The sequence below is a fragment of the Bacillus sp. AL-1R genome (genome assembly GCF_052180195.1).
Taxonomy (GTDB): domain Bacteria; phylum Bacillota; class Bacilli; order Bacillales; family Bacillaceae_G; genus Gottfriedia.
In genome coordinates this window covers 776,994-793,069 of record NZ_CP197469.1, presented here as the reverse complement: position 1 = coordinate 793,069, position 16,076 = coordinate 776,994, and the positions used below count along the sequence as shown (strand labels likewise).

15 protein-coding genes and 1 riboswitch are annotated in these 16,076 nt (G+C 32.2%); of the genes, 2 read left to right on the top strand and 13 right to left on the bottom strand.

What is annotated here, in order from left to right:
* Positions 1-18: 18 nt before the first annotated feature.
* The 6 genes from ACSBO6_RS03715 to ACSBO6_RS03690 all read right to left on the bottom strand — a co-directional run bounded on the left by ACSBO6_RS03715 (position 19) and on the right by ACSBO6_RS03690 (position 5,657).
* The gene (locus tag ACSBO6_RS03715) at positions 19-771 is read right to left on the bottom strand and encodes a prepilin peptidase (RefSeq protein WP_498844647.1); all 753 of its coding nucleotides are present in this window, start codon (positions 769-771) and stop codon (positions 19-21) included.
* A 214-nt stretch (positions 772-985) separates the two neighbouring features.
* Positions 986-1,444: a C40 family peptidase gene (locus ACSBO6_RS03710; RefSeq protein WP_098846569.1), complete on the bottom strand. Its 459-nt coding sequence runs from the start codon at positions 1,442-1,444 to the stop codon at positions 986-988.
* Between the two features lie 266 nt (positions 1,445-1,710).
* Positions 1,711-3,387 carry a glycoside hydrolase family 13 protein gene (locus tag ACSBO6_RS03705; RefSeq protein WP_498844175.1) on the bottom strand — a complete coding sequence of 559 codons (1,677 nt, stop codon included), beginning with the start codon at positions 3,385-3,387 and terminating at the stop codon, positions 1,711-1,713.
* Between the two features lie 267 nt (positions 3,388-3,654).
* The gene (locus ACSBO6_RS03700) at positions 3,655-4,467 is read right to left on the bottom strand and encodes a polymer-forming cytoskeletal protein (RefSeq protein WP_498844174.1); all 813 of its coding nucleotides are present in this window, start codon (positions 4,465-4,467) and stop codon (positions 3,655-3,657) included.
* 20 nt (positions 4,468-4,487) lie between these two features.
* A complete protein-coding gene (locus tag ACSBO6_RS03695) occupies positions 4,488-5,105 on the bottom strand; it encodes a DUF4004 family protein (protein ID WP_098846572.1) in 618 nt (205 codons plus the stop codon).
* A gap of 216 nt (positions 5,106-5,321) precedes the next feature.
* Positions 5,322-5,657, bottom strand: coding sequence for an MGMT family protein (locus ACSBO6_RS03690; protein ID WP_098846573.1), 336 nt, complete (start codon positions 5,655-5,657; stop codon positions 5,322-5,324).
* 155 nt (positions 5,658-5,812) lie between these two features.
* Here ACSBO6_RS03690 and ACSBO6_RS03685 point away from each other — a divergent pair, with 155 nt between their 5' ends.
* Both ACSBO6_RS03685 and ACSBO6_RS03680 read left to right on the top strand, forming a co-directional pair.
* Complete coding sequence (locus tag ACSBO6_RS03685) at positions 5,813-6,511, top strand: FTR1 family protein (protein ID WP_498844173.1); 699 nt, start codon at positions 5,813-5,815, stop codon at positions 6,509-6,511.
* 165 nt (positions 6,512-6,676) lie between these two features.
* A complete protein-coding gene (locus ACSBO6_RS03680) occupies positions 6,677-6,967 on the top strand; it encodes a HesB/YadR/YfhF family protein (RefSeq protein ID WP_498844172.1) in 291 nt (96 codons plus the stop codon).
* A 115-nt stretch (positions 6,968-7,082) separates the two neighbouring features.
* On the opposite strand, the gene ACSBO6_RS03675 is transcribed toward ACSBO6_RS03680, so the two are convergent.
* From ACSBO6_RS03675 to ACSBO6_RS03645, 7 genes are all read right to left on the bottom strand, one after another.
* Entirely contained in the window at positions 7,083-10,184 is a 3,102-nt protein-coding gene (locus ACSBO6_RS03675) for an efflux RND transporter permease subunit (protein ID WP_498844171.1), read from the bottom strand.
* 104 nt (positions 10,185-10,288) lie between these two features.
* On the bottom strand, positions 10,289-11,620 hold the full coding sequence (locus tag ACSBO6_RS03670) for a HAMP domain-containing sensor histidine kinase (protein WP_098846577.1): 1,332 nt from the start codon (positions 11,618-11,620) through the stop codon (positions 10,289-10,291).
* Positions 11,617-12,300, bottom strand: a complete 684-nt coding sequence (locus ACSBO6_RS03665; protein ID WP_498844170.1) for a response regulator transcription factor — start codon at positions 12,298-12,300, stop codon at positions 11,617-11,619. The genes ACSBO6_RS03670 and ACSBO6_RS03665 overlap by 4 nt, the downstream gene beginning before the upstream one ends.
* A gap of 183 nt (positions 12,301-12,483) precedes the next feature.
* Positions 12,484-12,663, bottom strand: a complete 180-nt coding sequence (locus ACSBO6_RS03660; RefSeq protein WP_498844169.1) for a hypothetical protein — start codon at positions 12,661-12,663, stop codon at positions 12,484-12,486.
* A gap of 95 nt (positions 12,664-12,758) precedes the next feature.
* Positions 12,759-12,894: riboswitch (cyclic di-AMP (ydaO/yuaA leader) on the bottom strand.
* Between the two features lie 233 nt (positions 12,895-13,127).
* Positions 13,128-13,475 (bottom strand): VOC family protein, encoded by a 348-nt coding sequence (locus tag ACSBO6_RS03655; RefSeq protein WP_098845474.1) that lies wholly within the window; start codon positions 13,473-13,475, stop codon positions 13,128-13,130.
* Positions 13,476-13,525: 50 nt separating this feature from the next.
* Positions 13,526-14,104, bottom strand: coding sequence for a TMEM175 family protein (locus ACSBO6_RS03650; RefSeq protein ID WP_098845473.1), 579 nt, complete (start codon positions 14,102-14,104; stop codon positions 13,526-13,528).
* Between the two features lie 210 nt (positions 14,105-14,314).
* Positions 14,315-15,910 carry an FMN-binding glutamate synthase family protein gene (locus ACSBO6_RS03645; RefSeq protein WP_498844168.1) on the bottom strand — a complete coding sequence of 532 codons (1,596 nt, stop codon included), beginning with the start codon at positions 15,908-15,910 and terminating at the stop codon, positions 14,315-14,317.
* Between the last annotated feature and the right edge of the window lie 166 nt (positions 15,911-16,076).

Genomic DNA, 16,076 nt, shown 5'->3' with positions numbered 1-16,076 from the left:
AAATAGCCTTTTTATTGCTTAACGAAAAATAATATCGTAGAGTTCTAATAGATTTTCAGAATAAAAAGAACTAACTAATCCACCAATCGCGATGAATGGACCAAAAGGAATTGGATTTTGCCGCTTTAATTTTCCAGACAATATGACAACTAACCCGTAAATACTACCTGAAAAACATGCAAGCATAAATGTAATAAAAGTAAGTTCCCAACCTAAAATGATTCCTAGCACACTAAATAACTTTATGTCTCCTCCTCCCATACCACCTCTAGTAATCACATTAATTAAAAGTAAAACCGCGAATGCTCCGATCGCCCCTACTATACTGCTCCACCAAGGATCTAATGGAATTAAGATTCGCTCAATACTAAAAATGAATAAAAAGAATAGTAGAATACGATTAGGAATTATCATATAGTTAACATCCGTAACAACAATAATGATTAATAAAGATATGATCGAAATCGTAATCATTAAATCTTTATGAAAACCAGCTTCATAGATGGATAAAACAAATAGTATACCTGTTAGTATTTCAATGAATACATATTGTTTGGAAATTAGAATCCCGCAACTTCGACATTTCCCTCTTTGGAGTAAAAAAGAAAATACTGGTATTAATTCGATGGGACTCAATTTATGTCCACAATTAGAACAAGAGGATCTCGGTGAAATAATCGATTTCCTGATTGGTACTCTTAACCCAACAACATTAAAAAAAGAACCAAATACTAGACCTAATACAAAAAAAGTAAAGTAGACTAATGCGATGATTACCAGCCCCTTAGTTTAGTTAAGGGTCATTATATCATTGGAATATAATCTACTTATTTATTAAAAAAGAATATTTTATGAAAACTTAACGATTGGCGGTGATGGTGGCCTATTTGCAACACTCATCCCCCTACTAATTTATACGTTCTTAAAGTGCAAAAAAAATGCAATCTACCATTCTTAAGAAAGTAAATTGCATTTATGATTATGTTTATTTAATGACACTACCAGAGCCTGCGAATTTCGGCTTCCAATATGAATTAGAAAGACTCACAACAGCTACTCCCTTACTTGAAGTCGCTGAGATAAATTTATTATTACCCATGAAAATTCCTACATGGCTGATACCTTTTTTGTATGTATTTTTGAAGAAAACTAAATCTCCAGGAACAGGTTTTTTAACAATCGAGCTGACAGTATACATAGACGAAGCAGTTCGAGGTAATTTAGTACCTACTTTTTTGTATACAAAGCCTACATAACCTGAACAGTCAAAACCTTTAGTAGTTGTACCACCAAAACGATATGGTACTCCAGTATATTGTTTAGCGATTTTTGTAACTTGATTTTTCTTTGAGTATGGGTTATATGTAGATGCTGCTTGTGATTTAGTCGTAAAAAATACCATGCTCAGTAAGCATACGAAAGCTATAAGGACTTGCTTTTTCATCTCTTTCTCCCCCTTCATTGATATTGTAAGTCTAACAAAATACAATTTTGAAAGCCATTACAAAAGTGTTACAAATTGTCGAAGTGTTTGTAATACTATAAAACCTTGTAGATTTTTGCAAATAGATGCATTAAAAAATGACTATCATTCGACAGCCATTTTTTAGGGAAATGAAAACAGATATGTCCCTTAGAAAGCGAGCATCCTAAACAAAAGAAAACAGACTGTCATTTGACAGTCTGTTTAGTTAATACCATACAACTATATTAAGTTAAGCGATAAACCCTAGCTTCAAAAGGTTTAAATTCCATGTTTTCAACTAATTGATGATCTGTACATTCAATGTTAGTTAAACTTAATTGTGCATTCTTTTTCGTAAGTTCTTTCGGTAAAATAAATTTTTGTTTCTCTGAAGATAAATTAGTAATGACTAAGAATGTTTCTTTTTCACCATTTCGAGTGTATGCATAAACAGGTTCATTTTTCACGTCTAGATATTCATATGGCGCGTAAACTAATGCCTTATTTTCTTTACGTAATATAATCATCTTTTTATAGAATGATAAAATTGAATCTGTATCTTTTTCTTGGATTTCAACATTTATTTCATTAAAGTTATCATTCGTTTTCAGCCAAGGTTTACCTGTTGAAAATCCAGCATTCTTTGTACTGTTCCATTGCATAGGTGTACGAGAATTATCACGGCCAGTTTTCCATAAAATATCTAGAACATCTTGTTCAGTCGAACCATTTTCAATCATTGAATTATACATATTTTTTGCACTTACATCATTATAATCGTTGATTGATGTGTAATGAACATTTGTCATGCCAATTTCTTGCCCTTGGTAAATGAATGGTGTACCTTGCATAAAGAAATACATTACTCCGATAGCTTTTGCTGAAATTTTCCAAAATGCTTCATCATCATTTCCTAATGTACTGACTGCTCTAGGTATATCATGGTTTTCTATAAATAATGCATTCCATCCATATCCTTCTAAACCAGTTTGCCATTTCGTAAGTACTTCTTTTAAATCGGCGATCGAAGTTTCAGATTCATCGGTTTTCTTCCAAAGATCCAAACTTTCGAATTGGAAAATCATATTGAACTTACCTTCTTTTTCTCCAACCCACAAATGTGCATCTTTCGTTGTGACGCCATTTGCTTCACCGACTGTCATGATATCATATTTATCAAATGTTTCACGTTTTAGTTCATCCAGATATTTGTGAATCCCTTCTTGATTCATGTGCATATCAAAACTTGATACATATTTTTCTTTCTTTGGATTTGGCATATCAGGAAAACCTGGTCGTTTTCTTATATGACTGATCGCGTCTACTCGGAAACCGTCGATTCCTTTATCTAACCACCAATTAATCATGTCATATATTTTTTGTCTTACTTCTTTGTTCTCCCAATTTAGATCTGGCTGTTTTCTTGAGAATAAGTGTAAGAAATATTCATCTGTTGCTTCATCATATTCCCATGCAGATCCACCAAAAATACTTTCCCAGTTATTTGGCTCATATCCTGTTTTTTTTCCTTCTCGCCAAATATAGTAGTCTCTATAAGGATTATCTTTAGATTTTTTAGATTCTAAAAACCAAGGATGCTCATCACTTGTATGATTGACTACTAAATCTAAAATTAATTTCATTCCTCTTTCATGTACATTTTCTAATAGCTCATCAAAATCAGCCATTGTGCCAAACTCATCCATAATGTCCTGATAATCTGAGATATCGTACCCATTATCATCATTTGGTGATTTGTAAAATGGACAAATCCAAATAACATCTATACCAAGTTCCTTTAAATAATCTAATTTTGAAATCACACCTCTTAAGTCACCAATTCCATCACCATTTGAATCCATAAAGCTACGTGGATAAATTTGGTAAGCAACCGCTTCCTTCCACCAACTTTGTTTTGTCATATTCTCTCTCCTCCAAATTCATAAAAGCGTTTACAATATTAACTGTTTTAAGTAGACTTCAAATAAAAATAAGTACAATTTCATTGCAACCGTTTGCACATTATTATCTTAACATTCAACTAACTAATGTTCAATAACAGAAATAAAGAACACACTTACACTTTATTAGAACTTTCAAAAACTACTACTATCTGCAGCTTTATTTATAAAATGTTTGTTTTTACAGAAAGCAAAAAAAAGCAACTAAAGGTCTCCCCTTTTAGCCGCTTATAGTTCTAATTTCTTTACATCCTTTACCTTTGCTGAAGGATGAATTTGAACATCTTCTGTATATTCTACAAGGTCGATTACACATTTTGGTCCAATTGTTACTGCATCGCCTCGTACTACACTCGCTGTCGTATAATCAATTTTTACTGCACTTCCCTCAATTACATCTGATTTAAAGTTCAATCGATGGCTAAAAAGTTTAGAAAAAACTCGTAAAAATAGATTATTGCCATCGAAGCGGCTAATTTCTATCGTTTCTCCACCAATTTCAGGAATATAGCTATATCCATGATGAGGTATATATCCTAAACCTCCATGGGTAATCTTTACGTTTTCTGCATTTAATAAACCATTCATTGACAAATGACCTTTAGCAGTAAATACTTCACATTCAGAACCTTTTTCCGTAGAAAGCGACCCTTTTACAGTTATTACTTCTGCCTTTACGATTCCTGTTGTTTTCATTGAACCTGAAACATTAATACTTTGAACATTTAAGTCTCCCTTTGTTTTAAAGCTACCGCTAACATTCACATCTCCACCAGAAACTTTTCCATCAATTGAAGCCGATCCACTGACACTCATTTTTTTTGCATTAACATCACTGAGACATTTAGCGCTCCCACTGCAATTAAAATAATCAGTTTCAACTTTTCCATTGAATTTTGCTGAGCCACTAACTTTCACTTCATGACAATAAATATCACCTTGTATACGTCCGCTTCCACTAATTCTAACTTCATCATATTTGCCAGAACCAATTGTTCCTGAACCATTAATAATCGCATCTTGTTTTGTTTGCACGCTCACGATAATCTCTCCTTCATAATTTATTTAATCGATTTATTTAAATAGCTAGAGAGAGTAGCATTGATTAATATTGAGTCTTTTTGATCAACAAACGTTTCATGTTGATTTCCAATAATCCATGTACCCATACCAAATTTACGAATATAAATGACAGTTGCTTTATCTATGTTAATTTGTTTTTTATGAGTTTCTACCAAATTTAAAAACTGCTTTATTTCATCTATTGTTAAACTTCCATTTGAAAGCCACTCGTTAACAAAGAGTAAGGAACAAAGTTGAACCGTACTTAAATGCTCTAATTTAGTATTTGGGAAAAGTGATTGATATATTTGTGAGACTTGTTTAGGAATTTGCTCCAAAGATATAGTCATATTCCTACGATCAACAACGATTTCTTCATTATTTGAAAACACTCTAGCAATATCATCTAATGATTGATCGTCCTTCAACTCTTTTATTTTTTCAATCCGATCCAAAATTTTCTCTTTTGGAAAAAACGTTTCCTGTCCAGTAAAGCTTGATTTTTTCATAAACCATTCTTCAGGAATGATGTTTTTCCTTTTCCATCTATAAAGCTGTCCGTACGATATGCCTGTCAGTTGTAGTAAATCTTTTTTGGAAATTAATTCTTCACTCATTTGACATTCCTCCTGACACGAGTATAACAAAACAATGTTTTATTGTAAAGTATTCCAAGGCAACACTTTTTGACACAACAGCTATCCGAATTTACAACAATATTTTGCGTAACAATGTTTTAATAAAAAACATTTTCATATAAAGAAAACTCGTCGATTGACGAGTTTTTTTAGGCGAAGATCGAAACTATCGTTAGAATGAGCTTTTCATTCATCCTAAATTAAATCTACATCTTCTTTCTCAAGAACTACATTTACTTGATAATCCTTCAAGTTAATAGTCCTCTCACTTTCAAATTTGACTCCTTCGTTTTGGAGGAGATTCTTTTGCATTAAAAATCCTTCTTCATCATGGATTCCTATTTCTCCTTTAGCATTTATAACTCTGTGCCATGGCAAATGATATTTTTGGCCCATCGAGTGTAAGATTCTTACAACCTGTCTCGCTCCTCTAGGACTTCCTGCTAATTTTGCAACTTGACCATATGTCATTACTTTTCCTTGTGGTATATTTTTAATAATTTCAATCGCTCTATTTGTAAAAGATTCCATTTTTTCCCCTTCTAAAATTGACATTTCAGGCTATTTACTATTCATTTTACCACATCACTTATTATGCCTATTTATGAATAAAATAGTGTCCCATTCTATTGTTTAAGAATAATCTAGTTAGTAGATTTGAATATAATCGGGAGGATGATAGTGAATTGAATGCAAATTTTTTAATAGCTTTACGAGAAGGCCTTGAAGTTTCCTTAGTAATCGGGTATTTACTCATTATATTAATTCAGACTAAAAAAGGGCATTTAATTAAGTCAGTAGTTTACGGTACCATTCTTGGAGTAGTTGTTAGTATTTTTGCTGGATTTTTCATATTTACAACTTTCGGTGAACTAGAAGGAAATGTTGAACATACAATCGAAGGTATAATTCAATTAATTGCAGCATTGCTCATCTTCTATTTTATCTACTGGCTAAGTGGTCAAAGTAGCATGAATATTTCAGATAAACTAAAATCAGAAGTTAAAATTAAAGATAGTAGTATTTCATTATTTCTAATGGCAAGCGTATTCGTGATTCGGGAGGGCTTAGAGCTTGTTCTATTTGTCTTATCAAATGCACATACAATCGACTTTGCTGGTATAATATCAATTTTATTAGGAATATTCGCAGCGATCTTATTTGCTTATTTATTTATCAAAACTACAATTAATTTAAATATTAAAGTGATCTTTACTTTACTAGGTATTCTATTAATTTTCTTTGGTGGCAAAGTATTCACCGAAGGCATTTTCTCCTTTATCGATGCTACTCCACTTGTTGAACAAATTGTCTATTATGGATTTATCGTTATTTCACTGTTTATTTTATTTAAAAACAACATTCTATCATTTTTCAAAAAATAAGTTAGGGTTTGTCTGACATGTCTGTCCCACATTAATGAATGAAGAAAACCTGAACGCTAATTGAGGGTTTTCTTCTTTATTTTACTAACTTTAAAATCACTTTTCTGTATAGTTTTTCGCATTCATACTATAATATTTTTATAAGATATAGAAAGGTCGGTAAAAATGAAAATTACAATTTCCGAAGATGCATTAAAATGGTTTCAAGATGAGATGAATGTAAAAGAAGGAGATACCATTCGTTTTTTCGCTCGATACGGTGGAAATAGCACAATAAATAAAGGCTATTCATTAGGTGTTACGAAAGAACAACCTGTTGACATCGGAGAATCTATTACAATTGATAACGTAGTCTATTTTATAAACGAGACAGATTTATGGTATTTTAAAGATTATAATTTAAGCGTAATTGTAAATGAAAATAATGAATTACATTTTGATTACGAGCCTAAATAATAAAAGGTGTATTTCTTAAAGGTTGTCCTCTAATTAGGCAGCCTTTTTTATTTTCATATAACAGAGTTAAATACAAAAGAGTGCCCCACTATTTATGTGAGGCACTCTTCATTAATTATTCTTCAATCTTTTTCTTTTTGCTTACTAACTTGTAAATAACTGGAATGATGATTAGTGTTAAGAATGTTGAAGTTGTTAAACCACCAATTACAGTTACAGCTAATCCTTTCGAAATTAAACCAGATGTTGAATTTGAAAGGGCCATTGGAACTAATGCAAGAATTGTCGCTAATGCTGTCATTAGGATTGGACGTAATCTTGTCTTTGAAGCCTCAATTAATGCGTCAGTTACTTCTAATCCTTTTTTACGGTTATGTTCAACACGGTCTAACAATACAACCGCATTCGTTACTACAATACCGATCAACATTAATAGTCCTATCATTGCACTCATTGATAGTGTTTGCTTGCTAATAAATAATGCTAAGAAAGCTCCGACTGGTACAAAGATTAATGATGTTAAAATAACAAATGGTGTTCTTAAACCACCAAATGTCATGCTCATGATTAAGAATACTAGTCCAACAGCAACTACCATTGCTAATCCTAAATCACTGAATCCATCTGTAATCATATCTAAACCGCCGCCGATTTTCATATCAACGCTTTTTGGTAATTCAATTTTATTTAAGTGATTTGTCACTTCTTTTGTAATTGCCGCTGTGTCTTTACCTTTTACAACCGCACTTACTGATGCATACATTTTTCCATCTTCATGGTTGATTGAAACAGGTGCATCCTTTTGTGAAATTGTAACATAATCTTTTATTTCTTTCGGACCTGTTGCAGTCATGATTTTAATTTTTTCAATATCTTCTTTTGAAGTTGCTTTATTTTTATAACCCACAGTAAGCTTATTTGTTTCTCCGTTTAAATCGTAATTACCGATTTCAACGTCGTTAATTTTTTCATTAATTGCTCCCATAACTTGGAACATTGAAATATTTTCATCGTGTGCTTTATCGTTTAATGTAACTTCTAATTTAGGTTGTACATCTTTTAAATTATTAGAAACATTTTTCAGGCGATCATCACTAGTTAATTCTTTTTCAATTTTTGATGCTGCTTCTTTTAACTCATTAAAGTTAGCAGAATATAAATTTACATCAATATTGTTCCCTGTTGGAGGACCATCTTGAGAAAGCTCTTTTGCTGTGATTGTTGTACCTTTTACTTTCGCATCAACAATTGATGGAACTTCTTTGTTGATTTTTGAAAGTTCTTTATCCATGTTCTTTCCGTCTTTTAGATTGATTTGTAAGATTGCTTTATTTTTGCCACCATCCATATTCATCATAAAATCACGTTTACCACCAACTGTAGCTTGAACACTGTCAATTTTATCTGAATCTGCAAAGTATTTTTCTAATTCTTTTGCAACTAGATTTGATTGTTCCACCGTACTATTTGATGGAAGGGTTGCTGTCACTTGAAGTGTTTTATTTACACTACCAGGTAAAAATGAGAATCCTAATAAAGGAATCATTGATAATGAGCCAGCTAGTAAAACGATTGATAATAAGATTACGATCCATTTACGTTTTAATGCCGAACGAAGTAACTTTTCGTAACCTCTCATAAAACGAGTATCATTACTATGCTCTTTTAATGGTTTTGATAAGAATTTTGCACCTAATGTTGGAATTAATATGATCGCAACAATTAGAGAAGTTAAAATCGACACTACTACTGAAATAGCAAATGGTCTAAAGAATTCTCCTATAATACCACTTACAAATGCTAAAGGTAAAAATACTACTACAGTTGCAAATGTAGATGATGCAATGGCACCAATTACTTCTTTAGTTGCATATAATGCTAGCTCTTTTTTCTTATATTGATTACCTTTTTGTTGTTTCCATCTGTATATGTTTTCAATTACAACGATACTATCATCAACAATACGTCCAATCGCAACAACTAGACCACCTAAAGTCATAATGTTTAATGTATAACCCAATGAATTTAATACTGATATAGTTGCAAAGATTGAAATTGGTAATGATAAAATTGAAATGATTGTCGCTCTAATATTTCTTAAGAATAATAGAATAACAACAACTGTAAATAGCGCACCTAATAGACCTTCTTTAATTAAAGAACTAACCGATCTCTCGATTTCTTTACCGTTATCCATAATGACATGCGTTTTGACATTATTGTCTTTCTTAAATGATTTAATTTCTTTTTTAACAGATGTTGCTACATCCGCTGTATTGGAATCTTGTGTTTGAGAAACAGATAAAATATAACTTTCTTTACCATTATATCTAGAAATTTGCTCTTGAACTGATACTACTTTTACATCCGCAATGTCAGCAACAGTTACATTTTTGGGCATTACTGATTGAGCTTGTCCTGCGCCATTACCTAGTTGTGCTCCTTGATTCATCGCACCCATTTGTGTACTTTGGGCAGCTGCACTAGATAAAACTGTTTTCTTGATTTGATCAACCGAGTTTAACGTACCTTTCATTCGAACAGAAACTGTTTTTCCATTATTCTCAACAGACCCTAATGGTACTGCATAATCTAGACCTTGAATTGCCGTTTTAATAGTATCTAAAGAAATTCCTTTTTCTTCAGCTTTTTTATTATCTACAACGATTTGAATTTCTTCAGCCTTTGTTCCTTGTAGGCTTACATCACTAACACCAGTGATTTTTTTAATTTTAGGAAGTAAGTCCTTTTCAATCGATTGTTGTAAATCCTTTACTTGGCCGTTATTTGCAATTGCAACCTGGTAAATTGGAGCAGAATCCATTGCAATACGTTGAACTGTCGCTTCTGCTTTTTCAGGTAACTTTGTTTTATTGATCACATTATCAACATCTTTTTCAATTTTATCCATATCCGTGCCAAATGGATAAATCATAAAAATTGAAGCCATATTTTCACTTGAAGTACTTGTTAACTGATCATATTTTTCAAGCTTCATTAAACCTGATTCAATTGGTTTAGTGACCTCAGCTTCTATATCCTCAGATGATGCACCAGGGTATATTACCTGTACTGCAACAGCTGGAAATGAAACATCTGGAAATGTTTCAATTTGTATTTTTTGGGAAGAATATATTCCCCCTATTAAAACAAGAACACTTAAAATAATAACGGAGATTGTGTTCTTCAAACTTAATTTCGTTAAACCTGCAAACATAATGTATTTATTTCCCCTTTCGATTGATTACAACTCTATTTACTGATTAGTTTATCAAATCTTTATGAACAGATTATGAACAATTAAGTACATAATTGAATTTTTTAATTCAACAAGTTTTTCGGAAGGATAATCGTAAAACTAGTTCCTTTGCCGACAACACTTTCAACCTCTATTTTCCCATGATGTATTTCGATAATTTTTTGTACAATCGAAAGACCAAGCCCCGTTCCTTTTTTATTTCTAGAACGATCAGCTTGATAAAAGCGTTCAAATATCCGATCAACATCTTCCTTACTAATTCCTAGCCCACTATCACTAATGAGAACGTGAACGTTATGATTCAATTCTAAAATATCAATTTTTATATATCCAGCTATATTTGAGAATTTAATCGCATTTTGAAGTAAATTAATCCAAACTTGTTCAAGTAGTAAACGATCTGCTACTATTTCAGTTTGGGGTAAATTTAAAACTAATTGAAGCTTTTTACTTTCCCAATGTGGTTCTAATGCCAAAATAATTTTTCGAATTTGTTCATCTAATTTGTAGGTAGAAGGCTGGAATGGATGTTGCTCAGAATCTAATGAAGCTAGCTTTAATAATCTTTCACTCATCATCGAAAGACGTTCACTCTCTGCCTCAATAATAGATATATAATGCTCCTTTTTCTCTTCAGTTAATTGCTTATTCCTTAAAACCTTTGCAAATCCCTTAATTGATGTTAACGGTGACTGAATTTCATGAGAAACATTTGAAACAAATTCACTTCGCATCTCTTCTAGCTTGTTTAATTTATTCGTCATCACATTAAAGTTTGAAGCAAGTAATCCAATTTCATCCTTACGTTTAGTCTTTACTTGAACCCCGTAGTTGCCTTTAGCCAGTTCCTTTGTGGCACGAATTAGCTCTTTTACTGGCTTTACTAATAACTTCGCAACAAATAAAAATGTTACTGATCCAATTATTAAGGTTGTAAGCAAACTAAAAAATAATACCCTCCGCATTTTAAAGAATCCACGATCAATATTTGGGTGAATAAATAAAGCATATTGATGACCATCTTTTTTAAAAGGTAGACCTATAAGATAACCTTTTGTTTGAACAGTATTTTTGTTTAGTACGTTTAATACTTGTTCCTTTTTTACATTTTTCTTTTTTAATGCTGTATTTTTCAAAACGATATTTCCGGACTCATCATACAGTGATAGATAAAAATTTTTACTAAGAATCTGGAGAGTTGCATCTACCCCATTTTGATTATCCTGCTTCTGGTAGATTGAAATAAAATTTTCTCCAACATCTATTAGATCACTTTGTACTTCTGTTTCAACATGTTTAATAAAATATTTTGAAGAGATAAAAAAAGTGATAACTAAACTCAACATAATAACAGAAATAAAGATTAAAACTAATCTTGTATACATGCTTTTCATGTGTGATTAACCTCTAATTTATAGCCTAAACCTCTTATTGTTACGATTTCAACTGTAGCCTTTAACTCTCTAAGTCTCTCACGTACTCTCTTTATATGCACATCAACTGTGCGTTCATCTCCTTCATAATCAAGTCCCCATATTTGCTCAATCAAATCATTTCTAGTAAATATTCTTCCAGCTTGACTTGCAAGCTTTAACAATAATTCGAATTCTTTTAACGGTAACGTAATCGACTGATCATTCGCAGAAATTTCATATTTATCTTGATGAATCGTTAAATTACCCACAAAAATATTTTTATCAGATAGTAATTGAAATCTTCTTAATAACGCTTTTACTCGGGCTACGATTTCCAAAGGATCAAATGGTTTTACAACATAATCATCTACCCCAAGATCAAATCCCTTTAGTTTATCCTGAGATTCACCTTTTGCTGTCACCATTAAAATTGGAATATCATAATACTTTTTAACTTCTTTTGTCAGCTCATACCCATCTACCTCAGGCATCATCACATCAACTACTACTATTTGAATATTATTTTCTTCTAGTAACGTTAATGCTTCTTGACCATTTTCAGCCTCGATAACCGTATAGCCTTCACCACTTAAAAAAATAGAGATTAACTCTCTAATATTTGCATCATCATCGACAACTAATACGTTTACATGATTCAATAAATCCACCTGCTTACATTTACAAATAATTATGTACATATTATATAAATTCATTATGAACTAAATATGAATTAAGAAACCTAAACTAAATAAAAAAGAGAATGGCATAGTTGACCACTCTCTAAAGTTATGATTAAATTTTATTTCAACTTAATTAAATTCGTGAACTACAGGCAATACTAATCAATCTATTCTTACGACTTTACCTGATTTTCTCTCTCTAACGATTCTCTTCTTATTACCTGACTTCCCACATCTATATTTTCCGTTTTCCTCATCTACTACAGAATCCTTACGAGTCATAAATACTGCTATTAGCATAGTTACAATAAGAATCCCACCAAATATATACATTTCTAGCACTTCATAACCCCCACTTACTTCTTCGTTTATCAAAAATGAACACAAAAAAGACACCGGGAAAATCTCCAGTGCCTTATTAAGACATCATTTTGGAAACCTTCTCCCTACACGCCTACGAGGTTAGCTGTCGGATTCGGACCTAAAAAGTAGCCCTACCTAAAAAGGATTCACCCCAAAGTACAATTTGTACAAAAATTGGTTCCCCCGCTTAAAATTGAACTGTCTCTCTAAATATAGAAGAAACACTCAACCAAAACTCAGCGATCTATGGTCATTTAATTTTATGTATATTACTTAAATTACAATTCAACTACTAAATTGTAAACTATTTTACTAAATAAAGAAACTAATATGTCTTTTTATTATTTGTGTTGGGTCAATTAGTGAGCATTTTAATAATCTTTTCCTAGTCTAAATAAAATACATCAAAAAGAAAATAGGATTGCCGCAAGCAACTCCTTTTTTTATTTTTCCCAGAGTTCAACCAATCTACCTTCAGGATCTTTAATCCATGCAAACTTACCATAATCACTAATCTCTTTTTCCTTTGCTAGTGGAATACCCACCTGTTCAAGATGCTTAATCGTCTCATCTAGATTATTAACTTGAAAATTTAGCATCACTTGTTGTTCTGCTGGGAAGTAATTGTCATCTTCTGTAAAAAAAGAAAAGATTATTTCATTTTCAGAATCGGGTTTAATAATCGTCCCATTCCAATTTTCTATATCAACATTGAGCACTTTACTGTACCATTTTTTTAAAGCATCTAGATTTTTTGTCCTCCAAAAAATTCCCCCGAAACCTTTTATCATCATAATTAACTCCCTCACTTTATATAAATATATTCTAAAAAAATATTTTTTTATCTATTTTGTATAACTTTCTCTATTCGACGATCCGGTAATAGCCACATAATTGCAACGATTACATAAATTATTTGAGCAAACCATGGCCAAATCAAAGACGTACAAACTGCAGAAAAGTAACAAATCACCGAAGTTTTTCCCTTCCAATCGTTACCTATAGCCCGTTTTAACTTTGAATTCTTTCCCTCTTTTTGAATGATTATACTTTGTAATATGAAGTAAGCAATAGCGGTCATTAAAAGTATTACACCATAAAGCATTGTCGGATAAGGCTTATAATGGTTTTCTCCCATCCAACCAGAAGCAAAAGGAATTAAGGATAACCAGAAAAGCAAATGAAGATTTGCCCACATTATTGACCCTGTTACCTTTTGTAAAGTGTAGATCATATGATGATGGTTGTTCCAATAAATACCTACATAAATGAAACTAAGCAAATAACTTAGAAAGGTTGGCAAAAGTTGTACTAAGTCTTGTATATTTGGGCTGTGAGGAATCTTAATTTCTAGGACCATAATTGTAATAATAATAGCAAGGACACCGTCACTAAAAGCTTCTAACCGATTTTTATGCATCGTTTACTCCCTATTATTAATTGTTTTTTGTTTTATCAATTTTTCATTCTAACAGTTCAAGTTCGCTAAAGCTTCGATTACTCCTTTCTATTGTTTTAAATCTACTATTTTACACTTTTTCATATATAACTAATCATTCAATTTTCGCTAAATATACCGATCATTTAAACTAAAAAACCGACCTTGCAGTCGATTTTTTTTGTTCAACATTTAATTTACTTTTTCCACCAATGATTGATAAATTTCCTTTAGTGACCATACTTTCCCTTTTTCATCTTTATAGACGACATGTTCACTTTGAAAATGGGCAGGAGAATCTAGGCCCGCAGCCGCTGCAATCCGAAATAAACCTTCACGCATTGAAATTAAATAATTCGCTGTTCGATGTTTTTTTTCATCAATGACAAGGGCTTTTTGTAAATCTGGATCGGTTGTGGCCACACCGACTGGACATGCATTGGAGTGGCATTTCAATGCTTGAATACAACCAATTGTAATCATAAATCCTCTTGCGATATTAACAAGATCAGCTCCCATTGCTAATGCAATCGCTACTCGATCCGGAGAAAATAGTTTACCGGAAGCTATTATTTTAACTTGGTCGCGGACGCCATATTTTCTTAAAGCATTGTCTACTAATGGTAAAGCAGCTTTAATTGGTAACCCTACACTATCAGCCAGTTCCTGGTAAGTGGCACCTGTCCCCCCTTCACCACCGTCTACTGTAATAAAGTCAGGGCCCTTCCCAGTACTTTTTATGTGTTTTGCTAGTTCATCTGCTTCATGATGACTTCCAATAACCACTTTCATTCCTACTGGTTTTCCCGTTTGTTCTCTGATTTGTTCAATAAAGTCAAACAAAGAAGGAAAGTCCTGAAACTCTCGAAAACGATTAGGACTATCAATAGATTTATAAGGTTCTACCATTCTTATCCTTGCAATTTCCTCTGTTACCTTCTCCCCATCAATATGCCCACCACGTGTTTTAGCGCCTTGAGCTAGTTTAAGTTCAAAAGCTTTCACTTCAGGAATTTTACTTTTTTCTTTCAAAGCATCCCAATTAAAATTCCCCTCTTTATCTCTAACCCCAAATAAACCAGGGCCAATTTGCATGATTATATCAACGCCACCCTTTAGATGGTATTCTGACAAACCACCTTCACCTGTATTCATCCATGACCCCTTAGCAATTGCTAATCCCTCAGAGAGTGCAGTAATCGCATTTTCACCTAAGGATCCATAGCTCATAGCAGACATACCAATCTGGCCTTTTACAATAAAAGGATACCTCGTGTTTTGACCGATCACAATTGCATCACTATCATCCAATAAAAATGCAAGTGAATCATTTTTCTCTAATCTTTCCACCTTCTGTGTAAATAAAGGCTCTTTAATCAATAAATATCGGTTTGTCGTTACGTTTATTTTTTCGTCCATCTTTAATTCTTCTGATAGTTTTGGAAACATTGAATTTCTAATATAATATCCTTTTTCTTCAAAATCTCTTTTAGAGCCAAACCCTAGGACATCTCGTTTATATTTTGCTTTTTTAACAATATGTTCATATTCATCTCTAGAAAAAGGTTTACCTTCTAGGTCACTGTTAAATAAATACTGACGTAGCTCAGGTCCTATAGTTTCTAAGAAGTACCTAGCTCGGCCAATTACTGGATAATTACGGAGTATTGGATGTTGCTTCTGTTTGCGATCGATAAAAAACAAATAGATTGTGCTTATTATTAAAACTAGAAGTATCACAGCAAAAAAAATAAATCCAAGGATAATTAAAACATTTGTACTATTCAATTATAATTCCCCCTTGAAAAATTCCGTAACATTATCATCAAATGTATGTTAACTTAAACTACTTCATTCTTACTCTCTTAATGGCGTTCACAATTTATTCTTTACACATTACCTTTCAATTTATACAATGCTCGATGATCGAATACACTTTCACTATTAGTGGAAA